General features: G+C 61.7%; 20 protein-coding genes and 1 tRNA gene. 11 read left to right on the top strand and 10 right to left on the bottom strand.

Annotated elements, in window-relative coordinates; translation table 11 throughout:
- The first annotated feature begins 54 nt into the window (after window positions 1-54).
- The 4 genes from ACSMXM_RS12875 (at window position 55) to ACSMXM_RS12860 (ending at window position 3,143) form a co-directional block, all read left to right on the top strand.
- Entirely contained in the window at window positions 55-1,122 is a 1,068-nt protein-coding gene (locus ACSMXM_RS12875) for a type III polyketide synthase (RefSeq protein WP_460316708.1), read from the top strand.
- Window positions 1,119-1,787 (top strand): methyltransferase domain-containing protein, encoded by a 669-nt coding sequence (locus tag ACSMXM_RS12870; protein ID WP_460316707.1) that lies wholly within the window; start codon window positions 1,119-1,121, stop codon window positions 1,785-1,787. The genes ACSMXM_RS12875 and ACSMXM_RS12870 overlap by 4 nt, the downstream gene beginning before the upstream one ends.
- Window positions 1,784-2,863, top strand: coding sequence for an NAD(P)/FAD-dependent oxidoreductase (locus ACSMXM_RS12865; protein ID WP_460316706.1), 1,080 nt, complete (start codon window positions 1,784-1,786; stop codon window positions 2,861-2,863). Before ACSMXM_RS12870 ends, ACSMXM_RS12865 begins: the two co-directional genes overlap by 4 nt.
- 118 nt (window positions 2,864-2,981) lie before the next feature.
- Window positions 2,982-3,143, top strand: a complete 162-nt coding sequence (locus ACSMXM_RS12860) for a hypothetical protein (protein WP_460316705.1) — start codon at window positions 2,982-2,984, stop codon at window positions 3,141-3,143.
- Between the two features lie 25 nt (window positions 3,144-3,168).
- Here ACSMXM_RS12860 and ACSMXM_RS12855 read toward each other — a convergent pair whose 3' ends face one another.
- Window positions 3,169-3,408, bottom strand: coding sequence for a hypothetical protein (locus tag ACSMXM_RS12855; protein ID WP_460316704.1), 240 nt, complete (start codon window positions 3,406-3,408; stop codon window positions 3,169-3,171).
- Between ACSMXM_RS12855 and purS the strand changes: the two genes are divergently transcribed.
- The 3 genes from purS to ACSMXM_RS12840 all read left to right on the top strand — a co-directional run bounded on the left by purS (window position 3,407) and on the right by ACSMXM_RS12840 (window position 5,472).
- Window positions 3,407-3,634 (top strand): phosphoribosylformylglycinamidine synthase subunit PurS, encoded by a 228-nt coding sequence (gene purS, locus ACSMXM_RS12850; RefSeq protein ID WP_460316703.1) that lies wholly within the window; start codon window positions 3,407-3,409, stop codon window positions 3,632-3,634. The two genes, ACSMXM_RS12855 and purS, sit on opposite strands and share 2 nt — an antisense overlap.
- A complete protein-coding gene (purQ, locus tag ACSMXM_RS12845; RefSeq protein ID WP_460316701.1) occupies window positions 3,635-4,297 on the top strand; it encodes a phosphoribosylformylglycinamidine synthase subunit PurQ in 663 nt (220 codons plus the stop codon).
- Window positions 4,298-4,434: 137 nt separating this feature from the next.
- Window positions 4,435-5,472 carry a GGDEF domain-containing protein gene (locus ACSMXM_RS12840; RefSeq protein ID WP_460316699.1) on the top strand — a complete coding sequence of 346 codons (1,038 nt, stop codon included), beginning with the start codon at window positions 4,435-4,437 and terminating at the stop codon, window positions 5,470-5,472.
- 12 nt (window positions 5,473-5,484) lie between these two features.
- Here the strand turns inward: ACSMXM_RS12840 and ACSMXM_RS12835 are convergent, their stop codons facing one another.
- On the bottom strand, window positions 5,485-7,197 hold the full coding sequence (locus tag ACSMXM_RS12835) for a class I adenylate-forming enzyme family protein (RefSeq protein ID WP_460316698.1): 1,713 nt from the start codon (window positions 7,195-7,197) through the stop codon (window positions 5,485-5,487).
- Between the two features lie 122 nt (window positions 7,198-7,319).
- Between ACSMXM_RS12835 and lgt the strand changes: the two genes are divergently transcribed.
- From lgt to ACSMXM_RS12820, 3 genes are read left to right on the top strand one after another with little or no spacing between them, the layout of a single operon-like run.
- The gene (lgt, locus tag ACSMXM_RS12830; RefSeq protein WP_460317603.1) at window positions 7,320-8,192 is read left to right on the top strand and encodes a prolipoprotein diacylglyceryl transferase; all 873 of its coding nucleotides are present in this window, start codon (window positions 7,320-7,322) and stop codon (window positions 8,190-8,192) included.
- Window positions 8,189-9,178 carry a class I SAM-dependent methyltransferase gene (locus tag ACSMXM_RS12825; protein WP_460316697.1) on the top strand — a complete coding sequence of 330 codons (990 nt, stop codon included), beginning with the start codon at window positions 8,189-8,191 and terminating at the stop codon, window positions 9,176-9,178. The genes lgt and ACSMXM_RS12825 overlap by 4 nt, the downstream gene beginning before the upstream one ends.
- Complete coding sequence (locus tag ACSMXM_RS12820; RefSeq protein WP_460316696.1) at window positions 9,175-9,696, top strand: GNAT family N-acetyltransferase; 522 nt, start codon at window positions 9,175-9,177, stop codon at window positions 9,694-9,696. The genes ACSMXM_RS12825 and ACSMXM_RS12820 overlap by 4 nt, the downstream gene beginning before the upstream one ends.
- On the opposite strand, the gene dcd is transcribed toward ACSMXM_RS12820, so the two are convergent.
- From dcd to ACSMXM_RS12785, 7 genes are all read right to left on the bottom strand, one after another.
- The gene (gene dcd / locus ACSMXM_RS12815; RefSeq protein ID WP_460316695.1) at window positions 9,682-10,236 is read right to left on the bottom strand and encodes a dCTP deaminase; all 555 of its coding nucleotides are present in this window, start codon (window positions 10,234-10,236) and stop codon (window positions 9,682-9,684) included. The genes ACSMXM_RS12820 and dcd overlap by 15 nt on opposite strands.
- A gap of 5 nt (window positions 10,237-10,241) precedes the next feature.
- Window positions 10,242-10,724 (bottom strand): UPF0262 family protein, encoded by a 483-nt coding sequence (locus tag ACSMXM_RS12810; protein WP_460316694.1) that lies wholly within the window; start codon window positions 10,722-10,724, stop codon window positions 10,242-10,244.
- Window positions 10,725-10,811: 87 nt separating this feature from the next.
- On the bottom strand, window positions 10,812-14,246 hold the full coding sequence (locus ACSMXM_RS12805; RefSeq protein WP_460316693.1) for a M10 family metallopeptidase C-terminal domain-containing protein: 3,435 nt from the start codon (window positions 14,244-14,246) through the stop codon (window positions 10,812-10,814).
- 403 nt (window positions 14,247-14,649) lie between these two features.
- A complete protein-coding gene (locus tag ACSMXM_RS12800; protein WP_460316691.1) occupies window positions 14,650-15,945 on the bottom strand; it encodes a hypothetical protein in 1,296 nt (431 codons plus the stop codon).
- 12 nt (window positions 15,946-15,957) lie between these two features.
- A complete protein-coding gene (locus tag ACSMXM_RS12795) occupies window positions 15,958-16,680 on the bottom strand; it encodes a hypothetical protein (protein WP_460316689.1) in 723 nt (240 codons plus the stop codon).
- Window positions 16,681-16,798: 118 nt separating this feature from the next.
- Window positions 16,799-17,950: a helix-turn-helix transcriptional regulator gene (locus ACSMXM_RS12790; RefSeq protein ID WP_460316687.1), complete on the bottom strand. Its 1,152-nt coding sequence runs from the start codon at window positions 17,948-17,950 to the stop codon at window positions 16,799-16,801.
- A gap of 186 nt (window positions 17,951-18,136) precedes the next feature.
- Window positions 18,137-18,213, bottom strand: a tRNA-Arg gene (locus tag ACSMXM_RS12785).
- Window positions 18,214-18,345: 132 nt separating this feature from the next.
- Between ACSMXM_RS12785 and ACSMXM_RS12780 the strand changes: the two genes are divergently transcribed.
- Window positions 18,346-19,002 (top strand): hypothetical protein, encoded by a 657-nt coding sequence (locus ACSMXM_RS12780; protein WP_460316685.1) that lies wholly within the window; start codon window positions 18,346-18,348, stop codon window positions 19,000-19,002.
- On the opposite strand, the gene dapE is transcribed toward ACSMXM_RS12780, so the two are convergent.
- On the bottom strand, window positions 18,999-20,144 hold the full coding sequence (dapE, locus tag ACSMXM_RS12775; protein ID WP_460317601.1) for a succinyl-diaminopimelate desuccinylase: 1,146 nt from the start codon (window positions 20,142-20,144) through the stop codon (window positions 18,999-19,001). The two genes, ACSMXM_RS12780 and dapE, sit on opposite strands and share 4 nt — an antisense overlap.
- Window positions 20,145-20,149 lie beyond the last annotated feature (5 nt).

The following is a 20,149-nucleotide window of genomic DNA, read 5'->3' as shown; positions in this document are numbered from 1 at the left end:
CCTTGCCCCTAAGGGTAAGCGAAGCCGTGATTTTGCAAGGAGCGTATCCGACCGATGGCAATTGCCCATATCAACGCCATCGCGACGGCGAACCCGCCCAATGACATTCACGGCGCCTATGTCGACCTGATCGCCAACCGCCTGGACCCGCGCCAGCGCCGCTTGTTCAAACGCATGGCGGGACGGGCCGGAATTTCGCACCGCTATTCCGTGTTCACCCCCGGCGAAGCCAATGGCGAAAGTGCCGATGCGGAGGGGTTTTTCCGGCACGGCGATTATCCCGGCACGCAGGCGCGCATGGCACGGTACGAGGCGGAGGCGCCGGCATTGGCCATGGCGGCGATCGCCGAACTGGACCCGGATGCCGCGACGATCACCCATCTGGTCGTCTGTTCCTGCACCGGCTTTACCGCGCCCGGGCTCGACCAGCACATCGCCAAGGCGCTTGGCCTGCGTGCGGATGTCGAGCGCACGGTCGTCGGCTTCATGGGGTGCTATGCGGCGGTCAACAGCCTGCGCCTGGCGCATCATATCGTGCGTTCCACGCCGGAAGCGCGTGTGCTGGTGGTAAATGTGGAGCTTTGTTCACTGCATTTTCAGGACACGGTGGACCTGGAAAAGACGCTGTCGTCCATGCTGTTTGCCGATGGCGCGACGGCGGCGCTGGTAACGGCGGACGAAACCGGCTTCGCGCTGGAGGATTTCCGCGCCGCTGCCATCGCCGACAGTGCAGAGGCGATCACCTGGCGCATTGGCGATTCCGGTTTCGACATGCACCTGTCGGGGGAAGTTCCGCGGCATATCGAAACCGCGCTGAAGGCAGGCGCGGATGCAGAGGATGGCGGCCTGCTGCGCGGCATGCCAGCCGACAGCTATGATGTGTGGGCCGTCCATGCGGGCGGGCGCACGATCCTGGACGCGGTCGAAAAAGGCTTTGGCCTGCCGGCGGACGCGCTCGACCGCTCTCGCAAGGTTCTCGACACCTATGGCAATATGAGTTCGGCGACGCTGATGTTCGTGCTGTCCGGCCTGCTGAAAGAGGATACGCGCGTTAAGCGCGGCGTCGGCATGGCGTTCGGCCCCGGCCTGGCGGCGGAGAGCTTCCGCTTTCACAGCGCGTGAAGACGCGCAGCCTGCAGGCGGAGATCATCGACGACGCGGCCCTGCCAGAGGCGGAGTTCGCCGCCGCGATCGACGATCTGGCAAAGGTCAATTTCTGGCTGCGCGGCCATGCGCCGACGCTGTCTTTCCTTGATCGCCACGCCGCGGGGCTGCGCAGCTTTACCCTGCTGGACGTTGGCGCCGGGCAGGGCGATCTGCTGCGCACCATTCAGAAATGGGCAGAACGGCGCAACATCGATGCGCATCTGACCGGCATTGATCTGGCCGCCGGGGGCGCGCTCGCCAGCCGCCGGGCAGGCACGAGCGCGACCTATCTGACGGGGGACGTCTTTGCGCATCGGGGCCGCTATGATTTTGTCGTCTCGTCCCTGTTCACCCACCATCTGCCCGACCCCGCGATCATCCGGTTCCTGCAGTGGATGAACGGCCATGCCGTGCGCGCGTGGCATATCAACGATCTGCACCGACACAGGCTGGCGCTTTATGGCTATACCGCCTTGTCGAGCGCCATGCGCTGGCATCCGATCGTCCAGCATGACGGCCGCCTGTCGGTGCGCCGCGCCTTTACCCGCGCGGACTGGCACCGTCTGTTGAAGGACGCGAATATCGCTGCGGAGGTACGCTGGCATCCGCTGTTCCGCTGGGGTGTTACGGGACGGCCGTGACAGCGGACGCACGCATTGGCGACCATGCCGTTATTGGCGGCGGGCCGGCAGGGGCGATGCTGGCCGCGGGACTTGCCCGGGCAGGCGGATCGGTCGCCCTGCTGGAACGCAGCGACGGCCCTGTCCACAAGATATGCGGTGAATTTCTGTCGTGGGAAGCCTGTGCGCTGCTGAGACAGGAGGGTGTCGACCTGGACGCGCTGGGCGGCGCGGCCATCGACTGTCTGAGGATCGTTGCCGGCAATCGTTCCGCGGGAACCCCGCTGCCCGGCACGGCCCTTGGTATCAGCCGCTATCGACTCGATGAAGCGCTGCTGACCCACGCCGGGCGGTGCGGCGCATCCATATGGCGTGGTACGCATGTGCGTGCGCTGGAGGGAGACATGATCCGGCTGGCAGACGGCACGCGGCTGCGCCCCAATCGCCTGTGGCTTGCGACGGGAAAGGCGGATGTGCGCGGCGCGGCGCGGGATCCGGCGGGGCAGAAGGTCACCCGTGATCTCGTCGGCTTCAAACTGCACCTCGATTTGGCGGCGGCGGACCGCAGCGACCTGGCCCGCACCATAGAGCTGCACCGCCTGCCGGACGGCTATGCCGGTCTGCAGCCAATCGAGGAGGGGAGGGCGAATTTGTGCCTGCTGGTCAGCGAAGAGGTGGCGGCGGATGGCTGGGAGGGGGTGCGAGCCTATCTTGCGCGCGTTGCCCCCGCACTCGACGGGAGGCTGCGGCGCGGCCGGGCGCTCTATGATCAGCCGCTGGCCATATCCCGCGTGCCCTACGGCTATGTCGACAGGGGCGCGGCAGGGCCTGTCAGGGTGGGCGACCAATTGGCGGTCATACACAGCTTTACCGGCGACGGCATGGCCATCGCCATTGCAAGCGGTATTGCGGCCGCGGCAAGCGCCGAGAATCCCGAACCTGCGGCGCGCAAGCAGCTACACAATATGGTGCGCAAGCCGGTAGGACGCGCAGCATTCCTGTACGCTGTGCTGGCAAATGGGGGGATGGCGTTCAACGCAGTCATGACAGTGCCTGCCCTGGCGCGGGTGGCGGCACATCTTACGCGGATCGCCTGAAATCAGGGGGAAAGTACGAGCCAAGCACGGCTATTACGGAACCATTTCAATTCAGCGCGGTTAATATATCGCAAGAAGATGAGGTAATTTAGCCGCGTTATTTGGATTGGATGGAACGGTGCAACAGACGGACAGAAACAAGGAGGACCGGATTCAGGAAGAGACCGGCGATCTGCGCGCCTTGCTGTCGCTGCTCGACAATCCATGCGACGCAAAATTGGTCCGAAGCGGCTATGAGCGGCTGTCGGAGGCCCTGCAACAGCGCGCGACCCGGCGCTGATCCGGATTGACCCCGAAACACAGCATTACCGATTGGTCGTCCAGCCGCAGATGATGCCGAACAGGAACGATGCGAACAGCGCCAACTGCATGTTCGCCCCCTCCATCCCGCCGATGAAATCCTGCCCAAAGCCGAACAGCAGCACGAAAAGCGTCAGTGCAAGCGCGCCCATCTTTTCTATTTCCCTGAATTCGTCCGGATCGCCTGCCACCTTGCCGGAAAATGCTTTCGCGTTCGTTGACGTATTGGCATAGGGGCGCGGCATGAAGGCACGCATTTACATAACGCTGAAATCCGGCGTCCTCGATCCGCAGGGCAAGGCTGTCCACCACGCGCTGGGCACGCTCGGCTTTGAGGAGGCGCTCGACGTCCGGCAGGGCAAATATATCGAACTGGAACTGGCCGACGGCACCAACGAGGCACGCATCGAGGAGATGTGCCGCAAGCTGCTGGCCAACACCGTGATCGAAAACTACCGGATCGAAATCTAGATGAAAGCGGCTGTCGTCGTCTTTCCCGGCTCAAATTGCGACCGCGACATGGCGGTGGCGCTGCGCGATGTCGCGGGAGCGGACGTGGAGATGGTGTGGCACGGCGAAGCGAGCCTGCCCGATGTCGACCTGATCGCGCTGCCCGGCGGCTTTTCCTATGGCGATTATCTGAGGACGGGCGCCATCGCCGCGAAATCTCCGATCATGCAGGCGGTGGTAAAGGCGGCGGAGGAGGGGCGCTATTTGCTGGGCGTCTGCAATGGATTTCAGATGTTGGCAGAGGCCCAGATCCTGCCGGGCGCGCTGCTGCGAAATGCAAACCTGAACTATGTCTGCCGGGATGTAACGCTGCGGGTCGAGGATTCCGACACGCGCTTTACCGACAGCTATGCGGCGGGGGAAACCATCCGCATTCCCGTGGCGCATCATGACGGCAATTATTTTGCCGACGCCGAAACGCTGACGCAGCTGGAGGATGAGGGACGCGTGGTGTTCCGCTATCTGGACGCGGTCAACGGTTCGCAGAACGACATTGCCGGCATTCGCAACCGGCGCGGTAATGTGCTGGGCATGATGCCGCACCCCGAACGGCTGGTCGAGGAGGATCAGGGCGGTACGGACGGGCGCGGGCTGTTCCGGGCGCTGGCCAGCGCATTTCGCTGATTCCCCTGTGCGCCGTGCGTGAGCGGAAAAGCGGCGGTAATCTCAAGACGATGGTAAGAATTGCCTGCCAATGGTGGTGGTGACATAGCCGCATGGCTATTCGCCTTCTTCCGTGCTCTTTCGGATGCTAAATTTCGATGCTCGCAACGCCAGATACCGTGAACCTTTCAGACCGCCTGGGCCTGATCGATTCGCTGCTGGTGCAATATGGGCTTCCCCTGACGAAGGCGACGCTGAATTTCGCCTGGTATGCGACCTCCCCCACGGGCCAGTCGTTGCGGCGGGAGCTGGAAGGCTACGCCGCCGAAGGACATGACATCACCGAAGAGTGGGTGGCACAGGCCCTGAGCGTCTATCTGGCGCTGATCGGTGTCGAAACCAATGGAATCAGCGGCGAAATCGCTGCGCGCGCGGAAACGGTAACAAAGACGCTGGAAGGTGTGCTGGCGCGGCAGGAGGCCGACGTCAGCGAATTCGCCGGCGAACTGCGCCAGGGCCGCGAAGGGCTGAACGGGGCGGATCCGGCCGATGCGGTCAGCCGCCTTGGCACCTCTGTCACCACGGCATTGGGTCGCATAGCTGAAACGGAAGCCGAGCTGGCCGACGCGCGGCACCAGATCACGAAAATGAAGGGCGAACTGGAAAATGCCCGTCAGGAGGCGCGGCAGGATCATCTGACCCGGCTGGCGAATCGCCGCGCATTCAAGGCAAAATTCGAAGAGACCATCCGCGCCGGCCAGAACAGTTGCCTTGCGATCCTGGACCTTGACCGCTTCAAGGCCGTCAATGACCGGCACGGCCATCTTGTCGGCGACCGGGTTTTGAAAACGGTCGCGAATCATCTGACCAAAACCCTGCCCCATGCATTTGTCAGTCGTTATGGCGGAGAGGAATTCGCCCTGCTTTTCAATAATGCGCATTTGGCCGATGCGCGCGCGGCGCTGGAGAATGCGCGAGCCACGCTTTATGCACGGAGATTAAGGCTGAAAGATACGGACACCTATCTGGATCCGCTGAATTTTTCGGCAGGCGTCGTTCAGTTGGAACAGAACGAATCCTATGAGCGCGCCATGAGCCGCACGGATGAACTGCTTTACAAGGCGAAGGAATCCGGCCGGGGCCGGACGGTCACCATGCAAGATGCGGAGCGCATAAGAGGCAAGTTCGCGGCCTGATCGCGCGTTTCGTTACGCTGCCGCCTCTTGCTCGCGATAGGTTTTCCTCAGCGCCATCTTGTCGATCTTCGCGGACCCCAGCTTGGGCAGCGGTTCGGCCACCAACCAGACTTTTTCGGGCAGTTTGAACGCTGCCAGTTCATTCCGCGCGAAATCGACAAGGGCGTCGGATCCGATTTCTTCCCCCGGCTTCAGATAGACGACTGCGGCGACGGTTTCGCCCATATGTTCGTCGGGCAGGCCGAAAACGCTGCATTCGGCAACCGCCGGGTGGGCGTAAAGCGCCGCCTCCACCTCCTGTGCGGCGATGTTCTCGCCGCCCCGGATGATGATGTCCTTCTTGCGATCGACGATGAACAGATAGCCGTCCTCGTCCAGATAGCCGATGTCGCCGGTCAGGAACCAGCCGTCGCCGGGAAAAGCGGCCGCCGTTGCCGCCGGGTCACGCCAATATCCCCGCACGTTGCAAACAGACCGGATGCACACCTCCCCCCGGACGCCCTGGGCGACTTCGTTCAGGCTTTCATCGCGAATGGCGATTTGCACCATCGGTTTCGATGCGCGCCCGGTGGAATTGGGCCGGGCGAGATAACTGTCGCGCAGATTGCCCGCGCCGACGCCGTTGGTTTCCGTCAGGCCATAGCCGATGGCGGGCGTCTTTCCCATTTCGTCCATGATGCGGCGAACATGCTCTGCGGGCCGGGGGGCACCGCCGGCGGCAATGTCGACCAATGTAGAAAGATCGTATTTGTCGCGGTCGGGATGCTGCAGCATTTCCAGGCTCATCGTGGGCACGCCGACAAAATAGGTCACGCGCTCCTCCTCGATCCGGCGCAATGCCTCGCCCGCATCCCATTTATGCATGATGATCAGCTTTCGACCGATCGCCACCGAGACAAGCAGGATGGGGACACTGCCGGTGATGTGGAACAAGGGAACGTTCAACAGCATGATCTGCTGTTCCGGCAGGGTCGTCCCAGCCGCCTCCGCCAATTGCAGCATGGAGAGGGCAGTGACGAGATAGTTCATCGCACCGTGGACCAGCGCCCGATGCGTCGATACCGCGCCCTTCGGATGGCCGGTGGAGCCCGAGGTATACATCAGCGTGGCGTCATCATCCGGGCTGATCGGCGGCACATGCCACATCGTATCGGGATTTTCCGCCAGCACATCCTGCCAACGCCGGGCACCATGCGCAGCGGCGGCAGCGACCGAGGCGCGCACGGCGATCAGCGGCATGTCGCGACCGGCGGCGGCGCGGACGCGTTCCAGCCGCTCCTCATCCGCAATGACGATACGGGCGCCCGAATGGTCAAGAGCATATCCCAGTTCCTCTGCCGTCCACCACGCGTTCAGCGGCACCACGACCGCGCCAAGGTAAAGGCCGCCGACATAGGCGCTGATCCATTCGGGGAAATTACGCATGGCGATGGCGACCCGGTCACCCTTTGCGATGCCGAATTCATGCTGCAGCACCGCCGCGATATGTTTCCCCTCGCTGAGGATCTGCGCGAAGGTCTTTCGCTCGTCCGCGTAGACGGCGAATTCCTTTTGCCCGTGTGCGGTGAAGAAGAAATCGAAATATTCCCGCATGGTAGGGGGTGCCGCAGTGAAAATCGGCAGTTCCACGCCATTCACATCGGCGACCTTCACGGCCATCGCGGTTCCCTCGGCGGTCAGTGCGGCGATGGTGGCGTCATGCGCCTTGTCGAGTTCGGTCAGCATCCATCCTCCCAGACGGTCCCGCATTAGGGATCAACGGCACAATTGCGTCTATGTTTTCCGGCACTATGGTTCGCGCGAACCACCAGGGCAATGCTGCCAAATATAGCGGGGGCGCGGCGACGATGTTCGACCTGTTTCAAAGCGTGATCGATTATCCGAACATCGACCCGATATGGTTTACCATACCGGTCCCTTTCGCGGATTTCGGATTGCCGATCAGGTGGTACAGCCTGGCCTATATCGCCGGGATCGTCCTGGCCTGGTGGTATGTGGCGAAGATGATCCGCCTGCCGGGCAGCCCGCTTGCCAAGAGGCACGTTGACGATCTGGTCACGTGGATCACCATTGGCGTGATCGGCGGCGGCCGCGTGGGATCCATCCTGTTCTACAATCCCGAGCGCTATTTCGGGCCGGACGGCAGCCTGATCAACATGCTGAAACTGTGGGAGGGGGGCATGTCCTTTCACGGCGGCGTATTGGGCGTGACGCTGGCGATCGTGCTTTATTCGCTGAAGGAGAAACTCGCGATGCTGAGGCTGGGCGACTATATCGCCTGCAGCATCCCCTTTGGCCTGTTTTTCGGGCGGCTGGCCAATTTCATCAATGGCGAATTGTGGGGCAGGCCAACGGACGTGCCCTGGGCGATGGTTTTCCCCACGGGCGGCAACGTGCCCAGACATCCCAGCCAATTGTACGAAGCCGGGCTGGAGGGCCTCGTGCTGTTCGGCATATTGTGGTTCCTGTTCTGGAAAACCGATGCCCGCTATCATCCGGGAAAGCTGACTGGCACGTTTCTGATGGGCTACGGCTCGTTCCGTTTCCTGGTCGAGTTCTTGCGGACGCCGGACGCCAATCTGGGTTACCTGACGCTGGGCCTGACGATGGGACAATGGCTGAGCGTGCCGATGATCCTGATCGGCGCATGGCTGATCCTGACGTCAAAGGCGCGGCGCCACCGCGTCGAACCCATCGCAGGCACCGCCGCACAGCAGTGACCGCCTTCGCCCAGGAATTACGCCGGCATATCCGCGCCGCCGGCGGCATGTCCGTTCACGATTATATGGCGCGCTGCAACGCGCATTATTACGGCACCCGCGACCCGCTGGGCGCGGCGGGCGATTTCACCACCGCGCCCGAAATCAGCCAGATGTTCGGCGAATTGCTCGGCCTGTGGGCGCTGGAGCTGTGGACGCGCGCGGGCGCGCCGAAAGACATCATGCTGGTGGAACTGGGCCCCGGGCGCGGCACATTGCTGGCGGACGCCCTCCGCGCGGCGCCGCCGCTGGCCGCTCAGGCGCGTATCCACCTGATCGAAACAAGCCGCAGCCTGCGGCAATCGCAGGCAGGGCGCATTCCGGGCGCCACCTGGCACGACAGCATCGACGACATTCCGCGCGGCGCACCGCTGATCGTCATCGCCAATGAATTTTTCGATGCCCTTCCCGTGCGCCAGCAGGTGCACGTCTCCGGCGGCTGGAAAGAACGGCAAATCGTCGATGAGGACGGGCTTCGCTTCGCGCCCACCGGCACCAGCATCCGCGAAACATGTCCTGCAGCGACCGCCATCATGGCCCGGCTGGGGCAGCGCATCGGTGGGGACGGCGGCGGCGCCCTGATCATCGATTATGGCTATACGGGCGGGGAGCATGGCAACACGCTGCAGGCGGTCAGCCGCCACCGCCATGCCGACCCGCTCGCCGATCCTGGTGAAGCGGACCTGACGGCGCATGTGGATTTCGCCGCGCTTGCCGAGGCGGCAAATGGCGTGAAGGTGGGTGGTCCGGTTTCGCAGGCGGCGTTTCTGTCCGCATTGGGCATCGGCCTGCGCGCCGAATCTCTCGCGCGCCGTAACCCACAGGCGCAGGAGGCCCTGAGCGCCGCGGTCCATCGCCTGACCGCGCCGACGGAAATGGGCGCGCTGTTCAAGGCGATGGTGCTGACCCATCCGGCGTGGCCGCACCCCGCAGGCGTTCCGGCATGACGTCAGTTTCCTATCGTACGCCAAGCGCCGCCGACCTGACCGCGCTATGCCGATTGGGAAGGGCGACCTTCATCGAAACGTTCGGCGATCTTTACCCACCGGAAGATCTGGAGGACTTCCTGCACCACACATTCGGTCCGCCGGGAATGCCGAATGAATTTGCCAACCCTGCCTACCGATTCCGCATCGCAGAAAGCGAAGGGCAGATGATCGGCTATTGCAAGCTGGGCCCTGCATCATTGCCAGCGCCCGACGACGGGCGGCAAAAGATCGAGCTGCGGCAACTTTACGTGCTAAGGCCCTGGCAAGGCGCCGGCGTCGCAGCGAGCCTGATGAACTGGGCGATGGATGTCGCGAAAACCAGCGAGGCTGACGATTTCTATCTGAGCGTGTTCAGCGAGAACAAACGCGCCCAGCGCTTCTACAGCCGCTATGGCTTTCAGGAGGTCGGCCGGTTCCACTATATGGTGGGAAAGACGGCCGATGACGAACGCCTGTGGCGGCTACAGCTTCGGTAGCGTGACGCCGCGCTGCCCCTGATATTTGCCGGCGCGGTCGGCATAGCTGACCTCGCATGGCTCGTTCCCCTTCAGGAACAGGAACTGGCAGGCGCCCTCATGGGCGTAGACCTTGGCAGGCAGGGGCGTCGTATTTGAAAATTCGAGGGTGACGTGCCCCTCCCACCCCGGCTCAAGCGGGGTCACGTTGACGATGATCCCGCAGCGGGCATAGGTCGATTTGCCCAGACAAATCACCAGCACGTCGCGCGGAACGCGAAAATATTCGACCGTGCGCGCCAGTGCGAAGCTGTTTGGCGGGATGATGCAGCAATCCGTCTTTCTGTCCACGAAACTGTTCGAGGCGAAATTCTTAGGATCCACCACCGCATTGTCGACATTGGTGAAAATCTTGAATTCGTCCGAGACCCGCGCGTCATAGCCATAGGAGGAAAGCCCGTAGGAGATCGTGCCGTCCCGGCGCTGTCCATCCTCGAACGGTTCGATCATCGCATGGCCCTGTGCCTGCGTGCGAATCCACTTGTCGGACATGACGGACATTGTGCTTATCCTCTGATGTGCAGCACGCAGATGAGCGTGAAGAGCCGGCGGGCGGTGTCGAAATCCATTGCGATCTTGCCGTCCAGCCGCTCCTGCAGCAGCTCGGCGGCGTCGTTGTGGATACCCCGGCGCGCCATGTCGATGGTCTCGATCTCGTGCGGCGTCGATTGGCGGATCGCCTGATAATAGCTCTCGCAGATGGCAAAATAGTCGCGCACCGTGCGGCGGAACGGGCTGAGCGCGACGACGATAGTATCGAGCGCGCTGTCATCCTCCTGCTTTACATCGATGGCCAGGCGGCCATCCTCTACGCGAAGGAGGATGCGATACGGACCGCGATAGCCGTTGGCCGGCTCTGTCAGAACCTCGAAGCTGTTACCCTCCAGCAGGTCGAAAATGGCAACCCGGCGTTCCTGTTCGATGTCGGCACTGCGCCACAGGATCGTGCGCTCATCCAGCTGGACATCGATGATGCGGGCCTCGTTCATGAACGCCCGCTCCTAGTTTGAAGGCGGCCAAGAAGAAAGGGTCCGTCCCCGCCGGGACGAACCCTTCGCCTGTCCTTCATCATGCAATCAAAGAATGAATGCCTGGATATCGGCCAGACCCTCGAACGGCGCCGGCAGGTCGGCACCGGCAGCGAACGCAGCCGCCGCATTTGCCAGATCCCCGTCGCCGAACGATGCATCATCGTCCAGGAACAGATGATCCTGTGCATGGTCTGAATGGTCGTCATCTACATGATCGTCGCCGTGATCATGGTCGTGATTATGACCATTGGCGTGCTCAAGTGCCGCCTCGCCCTCTTCGTAGAGGGAGATGTTGCGGAACTCGCTATTGGCGTTGGCGCCCGCGTCATCATCGTTGATGAAGACGAGATAGTCGATCGACCCGCTGACGAACTCGCCCAGCGGGATCGTGAACGTCTGCCATTCGCCCGAACCATCATAGGCAAAGTCCGTGTTGGTGATCGAATTGCCGCCTTGCGTTCCATATAATTGGAACTGGTAATCCAGGGCGGACTGATTGTTGTCGTCAAAGCCGATACCGTGTGATTCCGCCTTTGAATCGCTGCGGAATTCGAACGTGATCATCGTTTCGTCGGTGACCGAATAATCCAGCTCCAGCTTTTTCCAGCTATTGCCCGTCATCGCGATGGTGGTGTCATCGTAGGAGAACGACTTGTTCACCCGATCCTGAGACGAGGAATAGGACGTCAGCGTCGAATCGGTAAAGTCGATGGACGTCTGGTACTGGTCGTCGGACCCGGGATCGGGTGCCACGCCGTCGCCCTCATAGATGCGAACATTGCGGAACTGGCTGTTCGCGTTCGACCGTGCATCGTCATCATTGATGAAGACGAGGTAGTCGACATTCCCGCTGAGATAGTCGCCAAGCGAAATCGTGAAGCTCTGCCAGTCACCCGACCCGTCATAGGCGAATTCAGTATTGGTGATCGAATTGCCGCCCTGCGTTCCGTACAACTGGAACTGGAAATCGAGAGCACTTTGATTACCATCATCAAAGCCGATACCGTGCGATTCGGCCTTTGAATCGCTGCGGAATTCAAACGTGATTATGGTTTCGTCAGTGACAGAATAATCGAGTTCCAGCTTTTTCCAGCTATTGCCGGTCATCGCGATGGTCGTTTCGTCGTAGGAGAAGGCCTTGTTCACGCGGTCCTGGGAGGAAGAGTATGAGCTGACTGCCGAATCGGTAAAGTCGATGACGTCCTGAGGGTCCGGTGTTGGATCCTGATCGGACGTGCCCTCTTCGCCTTCATAGAAACGAATGTTGCGGAACTGGCTATTGGCATTTGCCCTGGCATCGTCGTCATTGATGAAGACGAGGTTTTCGACCGAGTCACCCACGAAATCCCCAAGAGGAATGGTGAAGGTCTGCCAATTGCCCGATCCATTATACTTATAATCGGTGTTTGTTATGGCGTTGCCGCTTTGCGTTCCATAGAGCTGGAACTGGAAATCGAGCGCCCGCTGATCACTGTCATCGAAACCGATGCCATGCGATTCGCCCTTTGACGTGCTGCGGAATTCAAACGTGACCATCGTCTGATCGGTTATGGTGTGTTCCAGCGCCAGCTTCTTCCAGCTATTGCCGGTCATGGAGACGGTCGATTCGCTATAGGAAAAGGACTTGTTCACCCGATCCTGGGACGAGGAGTAAGAACTGAGCCCCGAGTCCGTGAAATCGATCGCCGTTTCTACGCCCGGTTCCGGTTTCGGATTGGGCTCTGGATCCGGATCGGGCGTCGGCGCAGTGCCATCGCCCTCGTATATGCGAACATTGCGGTACTGGCTGTTCGCCTTCGCCGAGGCATCGTCGTCATTGATGAAAACGAGATTATCTATCGAGCCATTTACATAGTCGCCGAGGGAGATTGTGAACGTCTGCCAATCACCCGAGCCCTTATACTGGTAATCGGTGTTGGTGATGGAATTGCCGTCCTGCGTTCCATACAGCTGGAACTGAAAATCGAGAGCGGACTGATCGCCATCGTCAAAGCCGATTCCATGCGATTCCGCCTTTGAAGTGCTGCGAAACTCAAAGGTGAGCATCGTATCCTTGGTAACGGAATAATCGATCGACAGCTTCTTCCAATTATTGCCGGTCATCGTCAGCGTCGTCTGATCAAAGCTGTACGCCTTGTTCACGACATCCTGAGACCGCGAATAGGAGTTGATGTCGGACGCCTTGAAATCGACCTTCAGATTATCGGTCGGTTCCGGCGTTGGCGGGGTGGGCTTGTCGGGCGCGGTGGTGCCGCCACCCGCCCGCTTCAGAACGTCGGCGTAAAGCAGCGTCGCATCCTTGAACGCAAAGCTTTCGACGTCGGCATAAACCGTGTCGACGCCCTCGCCGGTGATACGCACACCGCCGCTGACCGTTGCAAATGTTACGTCGCCGACCCTCACCCCGAAATGCAGAATGTCATAACCGTCGCCGCCGCGAACGATGTCATTGCCGGCACCGGACCAGAATTCATCGTTGCCGGCGCCGCCTTCCAGCGTGTCATTGCCGCCAAGGCCGTACAGCTTGTCATTGCCTGCACCGCCCTTCAGCACGTTGTTGAGCGCATTGCCCGACAGAACGTCATTGCCGCTGCCGCCGATGGCGTTCTCGATCTTCGCTCCGATGGCAATGGCGAGGTTCTTCGTCATGCCACTGCCGATGTCGGAATAGGCACCCTCTGCCAGGTCTAGGCGCTGGCCCCCAGAAAATCCGGACAGGTCGATCGTGTCCGTGCCAGCGCCGTCCCAGATCGTCATGACCGGTCGCGAGTTCACAGTGAAGTCGTAAATGTCGCTGCCGGCGTTGGAATTGAACCCGTAGGTCGTATTGCCGGAACGCGTGGAATAATCAGCGCCGTAAATCTGCTGGATCGCATACACGTCATACAGCATCGGCGTCTGCGCATCGACGGTGCCGCCGGAATACCAGTCCGCGCCCGTCGCAGAGGCGTTGAAATAGGACATGATGGTATATTGGCGGCTGTCCTCCGTGAAGGCCCAGCCGGTGGACGTGTTGCCGTAGGTGACCGCACTGCCGCTGCCATTATAATTGCCAGCGTGATCCAGGCCCAGCGTGTGCCCAATTTCGTGCATCACCGCCAGAAAGGCATATTCCTGGGGGTCGGGATCGGCGAGCGCGGAATTATTGGCATTGAACCAGGCCGACCCTGCCATGCGGTCACCGGCCGTGCCCTCCCGACCGACATAACCAGGCAGATAGGCATGTGCATAGCTGATGTTGGTCGAGGTCTGGCTAAGCTTGATGTCGGAGCTGTTGCCATTTGCCTCAACCAGGCTGGGAGCGATCAAATCGTCCCACAGGCCGATGGCTTCGCGCGCCGCCAGCTTCTGGTTGGAATTGAACGTCTGCCAGCCGCTTTGCTGGCCATAGCCGCTTGCGAAAGCAGAGCTGGTCGGGAACCCGAAAGTGATCTTCGTCGCCGTCGACCCATCGGCATTACGCCATTTGGCGCCCGACATTAATTGACTTATAAGCCCCGAATTTAGTGCCATTTTTCACCCACGCTCTTACAGAATTTTCAGATTGAGCAAGGCCGGAATCTGCTAGCCGGTCGCGCCCCCATAAATGGCGCCGGTTAAACAATGCTAAATTCCGAGCCCCCGCCCAGAACGGGTAACTAGGCAGGTTCCGGGGAAACGAAATCGGCTTTCGGTGAATGGAGCAGGGTCCACGGCGAGTGGAACCGAAAAGGCGGATTTTCACACAAAACGCGGCAATTACAGCCGCGAAACAATGATATATTTTATGACGTGGTGCCGAATCACCGCCGAAATGGCGCGATCCGGTCGTAGAATGGGCTGTGGCGGAACCCCGTGCGCATTTTGGTGGAAAATAGGGGTTCATCGGCCCCTCAGCCGACGATCACAGCCTCTGACAGGGCCTCAGCGCCGTGCGCAGGGCAATGTCGGCGCCCGTCAGCAGGGCCTCTCCCTCCAGCCGGTTATCGACGCGCAGATAGGCAGATCCTGAGTGTGCCAGCATTGTTCCTATCAGGGTGGAGCCATCAAGACTGCCCTGCCAGAAGGTGCCCTCTCTATTGGCGCGGACGAGGGGGACGTGAACCAGCCTGCCGGCGAAGTTCCATGTCATCTTCATCGACGGCTGCTGAAAAGGCTTGTTCAGCAGCATCGCCATCATGGGCCGGGGGCCTTCGCAAAACAGGCTGAGCGATTTGATGTTGGGCGATGCGGCAGCCTCTACATAGGCGATGGGCGGCCGGTTCTGAACCGGCACGATCTCCCACGGTGTCCCCGGTGCAGCCAGGGCGTCTTCGGGCGGACTGCTGGCCAAAAGCAGTCGAATCTCTGGCGGGGGCGGGATACGGTCGCTTTTGCTGGAATAGACCGTCAGCTTTCCGCGTTCCCACAGGCCAACCTGAACGGCGCGCCTGTCTGCGTCCAACAAGATATAGGCCTGCTCCATGCCGCCCTGATGCGGCGCATCGCCCGACAAATAATAGATCGATCCCTGCCTGCGCAGGGGGCTGACGGCAGAGATATTGCGGAGCAGTGCCTCCATCTTCGTGCCGAGCAGCGCGCTGATTTCGGACCCGACCTCTCCTGAGCCTATGTGCATGTCATATTCGCCGACATGATCCGGTAGAGACGCCCAGTTCACCGGCACGTTCCTGGTAGCCTGCGTTTCCGCGGCGGGCACAGGCGGGGCGGGCGTCACAGGTGCGGGGGCGCTTCCCTCGCACAGCATGAAGGGAGAGGCCTCGTTCAACGCGGCATAAAGGGGATCCAGTCTTTGCCCCGGCGCCAGATTCGAATCGACGCGTATCAACCCCGGCGTTTCCTCGTCATTGACGATCATCACCAGGGGCCCGAAATTGCTGTCGCTGGCGGGGAAGGGAAAGAATACCGCGCTGATGCCATCATAGCTGGGGCCCATGAATGTCAGCGCGCGTTCGAACGGCTTGCCGCTGACGGTGCTTTCGCCGACCCGGAAGGTAAAGCCGTCCTCATCGATCTTGATGCGCGGCTCTCGGGTGCAGTCGCCACCGGGAGCATAGGAGCCGTAGATCGATTCGAGCCCCTGGCCCTTCAGACTGGTCAGCGGCAGGGCCGACACAGGTCGCTCCAACAGCAGCGCTGCAAGCAGCACGATCATGGCCGAAAGTGCGCCCTGACCCTGCGCCGGTCGTAAGTAGAGCATGGTCCGGCGCCCTCAGGATTTCGTCGCGGCGAGGAAGCGCCTGGCGCCGCCTGCGGCCAGAACGAGTGCGGCCAGCAGCGACAGATAAAATCCAAAATTGATGCTGATCAGGTCCGACATGTCACCCATCATGCCACCCCCCATGGAATCGACGATGCTGAGAACGGCGAAGATTGCCCACAGTGTCGCCAGGAGAGGCAGCAGCAATGCCAGCCAGGCGCGGCGGTCCGGCCATAATAATGGCAGCGCGCACCCCAGATACGCCAGAATCAACATCATCTTGATGCTGCCACCCCCATCCCCGCCCAATTCAGACAGAAGCGAGGTAACGCCGAACAGCGACTTCCCCATGCCATTGCCCATGAAGGACACCGATACCGCATTGAACGCCAGCGAACCGATCACGAATAACGCGTAGGCGCCCAGAAGCACTTTTCCATAGCGGGCGACGATCGCCTCCCCTCCGCTGCCTTGCAGCGCGGAAAGATCGACATTCCCCAATGCGGAACCGAGGCGGCTGCCCAGCTCGGCGGTCTTTTCCTTTCGCAGGATGTCGTCGGAAACGAGGGAGACGCCGGTCACCGTTCCGTCATCGACGGCAATATCGACGGTATTTCCGGGTGTCGGAACGCATTCTGCCTGCCAGGAGCCGATAGTGAACGCGTATTGCTGGCCGCCGGCCATGATGATGCCCTGGCCGTCCGCGCCGCTATAATGAATGATCTTTCCCCGCATGGTCGCTCCTCCGCAATGGACAAGGCATTCCCGCACGGATCATGCGGAACGCCGCCGATGGAAACACGGTTAACTAAGCGAAACGGATCGACGCATGCCTCTCCCAAACAGGAGAGATTCAGGAAATTTGACTGGCGGCGACGCTGCGGCTGACGACCAGAACCGCTTCCGCCTGACGCGACGTGCCGGTTTTCAGCAGAATCTGCTTCAGATGGGTTCGCACCGTGCCAAGGCCGATGTGCAGGCTGCGCGCAATATCCACGGGTGCGCCACCCGCGACCAGATGCGCGGCGACCACCGCCTCCATCCGGGTGAAATTGAACAACATGCGCAGTGCGTCGATGCGATAGGGCGGAAATTCCGGATCGCGCATCAGGACCAGCGCCAATGGACGCTTCCAGAACAGAGCGGGCGTTCGCGGCCGCAAAGGCGTGGCGGACAGGGTCCATGAAGAACGATCCGGCCGGTCTATGCGGATCAGCCCCTCGGCCCCCTGCGGATCGCCTGCGGCGGTGGCGAGGGCAGCCTGCAGGACCGCGCTGAGCCGCGACTGTAGCGGCGCATCGCGCGCCGCCATCCGGCCATTGCGGCAAACCAATTCAGTGCTGCGGGCCAGCATAGCCTCGGCAACGCCGTTCGCGTGCACCACTTGTGCGCCTGCCGCGACGATCATCACGCCCATGTCGACGGCATCCAGGCTTTCAAGGGCGATGCTTTCCGCGTGCGACAGGTGTGTCATGTGGCGCCCCAATTGCAGGGCGCGTTGCAGGTGCGGCAGCAACAGGCCCACCCTGCGCCGATCCTCCCGATCGAAAGGCGAGGCGCCTTGCGGCCGGTGGATGCCGAGAACGCCGATGGCCGTCCCGCCCGCCGGGAAGGCCGCGCCGATCATGTGATGAATATCGAGATGACGCAGCCATTCCCCGTAGAATTCGGTCGTGCGGCGTTCCTCGTCCGAAACCAGCTCTGCATCCGTGACAATGCGCGAAAGACCATGCGAGATGGATCGCTGCACCCAAAGATCGCGACTATGCCAGTGCGTGGCCCAATCCTGCAGATCATCGGCAACGACCATGTTTTCGGTGATTTCCAGAAGCGCGACCGCGCCGCCGGGTTCGTGCACCTTCAAAACGGCGCTGGTCGCCCCGACCGCCTCTGCAATCCTGCCCGACAATCCCTGCCATAAACCGGCATCCAGAGCGGCGTCGTAAAACAGGCCGATAAGATCGGCGAAGTCATTCAGGCTGTCGAAGCGTGATAGGCCGCCCAACTTCCCCGCCCCTCATCAGAGACCGCTTGTGGTTAATACATGATGATGAATGATGACGAGAGTCAAGAACGGGGGCAGGGCCCCAAGAACATAGCCGACGGGTTCAGACGGGATTTCACAGGCAGCGCCAATGAGATGCGGTTGCCTCATGCCGAACCGGCGTCTCATATTCGTCTGTGGGATGTTTGGCGCGCCCGGAAGGATTCGAACCTCCGACCCCCTGATTCGTAGTCAGGTACTCTATCCAGCTGAGCTACGGGCGCGCATCTAGGTGAAGCCGCGTCCCTTACGGGCAGGTGCGAATGCGATCAAGCCCGCAGAAGCCATGCGGTGAAAGCCATGCACAATGCGGCCGGGCTTGCCCGCAGCATCGCGGAACGGCAAATGACGTCGGCATGGGCGTCGCACATTATCTCTGTCCTCTATTGGCCCTGCTGGGGTCGGCCTGCATGGCGCCCGGCAATGGCGGCGCATGGCCCAGCCTGGCGCATCGCCCGGGCGAACGAATCGCGCCCGGACCGTGCAATCTCCGCGCGGATGCGGCTGTGCCGGCCCCGGAGGTGACGGAACCGCTGTACACCCCCCCGGTAATGGCGGCCGACATGCCGATTTCGGATGCGGAACTGGCAGAGCTGGATAGTGAACTGGGCCGAATCATAGCCGATTGGGATCGGCAGGCCGCGTCGGCGGAAGCGGCAGTGGAGAGCGCGCAAAGCGCGTCCCCCTCCTCAACGCTATGGGGCGCTGCCCAAATCGAGCTGTCGCGCCTTGAGGCGGTCTATGGCCGCAGCGCGCCGCTCGACGTACGGCTGGCGCGGGCCGAGCAACCGCTGGTCACGGACGCGGGGCCGCTCGGCGAAGCTATCGAAAGATACGAGGCGTTCCGGCGCCGTCATTTGTCGACATATGACGGGCTGCGCCAACGGCTGACGGGTGCACCACCTGCCAGCGAAGAGGGGCGCGCAGAGGCCGCCAACCGGGCAGGCGCAAAAGGGCAGCACGAGGTGACGCGTGTCGCAGCGCGGCCCACCGACTGCAAAATCGCAGCTTAGCGGGCGGACGCTTCCGGCGAAAAATAGCCGGAGAGGATACGGCGATAGATCGCCGACAGACGGTCGATGTCCGCCACGGCGACATGTTCCCCAACCTTGTGCATGGACGCGCCGACCAGACCGAATTCGACCACGGGGCACAGGCGGCGAATGAACCGGGCGTCCGACGTGCCGCCGCTGGTGGAAAGCGTCGGTTGCACGCCGGTCTCGGCCTCGATGGAATCGGCGATCAGCGTGGAGAACTCGCCCGGCGGCGTCAAAAAGGATTCGCCTGAAATGATCGCCTCGACTTCGGCGCGCTCAGTCACGCCCCTGGCCGTCTCCTCGATCCAGAGCGCGAGATCGCGCCCCGAATGGCTATCGTTGAAACGGATGTTCAGGCGCGCCTCCGCATAGGCGGGGATGATATTGTGCGCCGGGTTCGGGGCCAGGATCTCGGTCACTTCCAAATTGGACGGCTGGAACCAGTCATTGCCCTCATCCAGCGTCGCCGTCTGCAGGCGGGAGAGTATCTCCACCAGATGCGTGATCGGATTTTCGGCCATGTGCGGATAGGCGACATGCCCCTGCGCACCATTTACACGAACCCATGCATTTACCGAGCCGCGGCGTCCGATCTTCACCATGTCGCCCAGAGCCGCGCGGCTCGTTGGCTCTCCGACCAGGCAATGATCGGGAACATGCCCCTCTGCCTCCATCCACTGCAGCAGCCGCTTCGTGCCATAGGTCGCCGGCCCCTCTTCATCGCCCGTGATGATCAGGCTGATGGAGCCGGTCTGCGGCTGCACATCGGCGGCGGCGGCGGCGAATGCGGCGATAGCGGATTTCATGTCGGACGCGCCGCGCCCAACCAGCATGCCGTCCTTCACCTCTGCCGCGAAGGGATCGCAATCCCATTGCGAGAGATCGCCTGTCGGCACGACGTCGGTATGGCCGGCAAAGGCAAAATGCGGACCGGAATCGCCGCGCCGGGCGAACAGATTGTGCACCGGCCCGTCCGGCGCCTCCCCCCAGACATGCCGCCAGACCGTGAAGCCTGCCGCCTGCAGCGCGCTGGCGAGCACGTCCTGCGCGCCCGCATCGACAGGTGTCACGCTGGCGCAGCGTATCAGGTCCTGCGCAAGAGAGAGTGGCGTGGAAATCGGCC

This window comes from Pacificimonas sp. ICDLI1SI03 (assembly GCF_054740865.1).
The sequence above is the reverse complement of the archived record's forward strand: the minus strand, read 5'-3'. Positions and strand labels throughout refer to the sequence as shown.

Excerpts from the sequence above, each read along its gene's own strand:
- ACSMXM_RS12795 (WP_460316689.1), bottom strand. The coding sequence starts at position 16,680 with ATGCGGGGAAAGATCATTCATTATAGCGGCGCGGACGGCCAGGGCATC.
- ACSMXM_RS12805 (WP_460316693.1), bottom strand. The coding sequence starts at position 14,246 with ATGTCGGGCGCCAAATGGCGTAATGCCGATGGGTCGACGGCGACGAAG.
- ACSMXM_RS12855 (WP_460316704.1), bottom strand. The coding sequence starts at position 3,408 with ATGCCGCGCCCCTATGCCAATACGTCAACGAACGCGAAAGCATTTTCC.
- ACSMXM_RS12780 (WP_460316685.1), top strand. The coding sequence starts at position 18,346 with ATGGGCGTCGCACATTATCTCTGTCCTCTATTGGCCCTGCTGGGGTCG.
- ACSMXM_RS12810 (WP_460316694.1), bottom strand. The coding sequence starts at position 10,724 with ATGAACGAGGCCCGCATCATCGATGTCCAGCTGGATGAGCGCACGATC.
- ACSMXM_RS12800 (WP_460316691.1), bottom strand. The coding sequence starts at position 15,945 with ATGCTCTACTTACGACCGGCGCAGGGTCAGGGCGCACTTTCGGCCATG.
- purQ (WP_460316701.1), top strand. The coding sequence starts at position 3,635 with ATGAAAGCGGCTGTCGTCGTCTTTCCCGGCTCAAATTGCGACCGCGAC.
- lgt (WP_460317603.1), top strand. The coding sequence starts at position 7,320 with ATGTTCGACCTGTTTCAAAGCGTGATCGATTATCCGAACATCGACCCG.
- purS (WP_460316703.1), top strand. The coding sequence starts at position 3,407 with ATGAAGGCACGCATTTACATAACGCTGAAATCCGGCGTCCTCGATCCG.
- ACSMXM_RS12840 (WP_460316699.1), top strand. The coding sequence starts at position 4,435 with ATGCTCGCAACGCCAGATACCGTGAACCTTTCAGACCGCCTGGGCCTG.
- ACSMXM_RS12875 (WP_460316708.1), top strand. The coding sequence starts at position 55 with ATGGCAATTGCCCATATCAACGCCATCGCGACGGCGAACCCGCCCAAT.
- ACSMXM_RS12820 (WP_460316696.1), top strand. The coding sequence starts at position 9,175 with ATGACGTCAGTTTCCTATCGTACGCCAAGCGCCGCCGACCTGACCGCG.
- dcd (WP_460316695.1), bottom strand. The coding sequence starts at position 10,236 with ATGTCCGTCATGTCCGACAAGTGGATTCGCACGCAGGCACAGGGCCAT.
- ACSMXM_RS12835 (WP_460316698.1), bottom strand. The coding sequence starts at position 7,197 with ATGCTGACCGAACTCGACAAGGCGCATGACGCCACCATCGCCGCACTG.